The 761-nt window shown below is 27.6% G+C and carries 2 protein-coding genes; both read left to right on the plus strand.

Annotated elements, in window-relative coordinates:
* On the plus strand, positions 1–588 hold a 588-nt coding region (locus OL66_RS00845), incomplete at its 5' end, for a hypothetical protein (protein WP_238568774.1).
* The gene (locus OL66_RS04245) at positions 581–751 is read left to right on the plus strand and encodes a hypothetical protein (RefSeq protein WP_238568775.1); all 171 of its coding nucleotides are present in this window, start codon (positions 581–583) and stop codon (positions 749–751) included. The genes OL66_RS00845 and OL66_RS04245, both read left to right, overlap by 8 nt.
* Positions 752–761: the final 10 nt, after the last annotated feature.

Consider the following 761-nt stretch of genomic DNA (forward strand, 5'->3'; position numbering starts at 1 on the left):
ATATTAGTATTATTGTTATTAATATTAAGTTTACAAAAAAGACATTCAACCTTTAGATCATCAGAAAAAATACAATTAACTAATAACCAAACCCAAAAACCCAATCAACAAAATTTCGTCAAAACTCCCAATTTGACAAAACCAAAAACACAAGAATTACAACAAGAAAAAGAAACACTACCTCTTTATATTCAAACAGTAAATGACAAAAAACATTATCATTTTATAGTGCCTGATAGTGAATTTATGCAAGATGGCACACTTAAAAATTCTGAAACCCATGTTTATATGGAAAATCTAAAACCTACTTTAATGCATAAAATTATCTACAAAATACAACCTCAATATGATGGTTGGGTAGCTTGTTTCCCTTCATTTAATGGACAAGATCTTGCAGGTGCTTTTTTATATAGTGTTATGACAGGAATCAAAACTCCTCCTTTAGATTTAGTAGGGATTTATTTTGAATCTCCTTTTGATAAGTTTGATATTAGTGATTGGAACAAATACACTTTAGATGATATTTTACAAATGAAAAATGAAAGCCAAAATATTTATTTTTTTTTGGAGAAGCCCAAAAATGACTAACATTTACAAAAAATATCATTTATTTAAACCAGGTAAGGAAAAATACCATCCTACACTTAACAAACCTATAAGTCCTCAAAATGCCTTAATGCTTACCGAAGAATTTATAGATAAATTCATCCCCAATTCACCTTCAAAAAATTCCAAAGAAACTGAACAATAAATTATTTAGT

The sequence above is a fragment of the Chrysanthemum yellows phytoplasma genome, from assembly GCF_000803325.1.
GTDB classification, from domain to species: Bacteria; Bacillota_I; Bacilli_A; order Acholeplasmatales; family Acholeplasmataceae; genus Phytoplasma; species Phytoplasma asteris.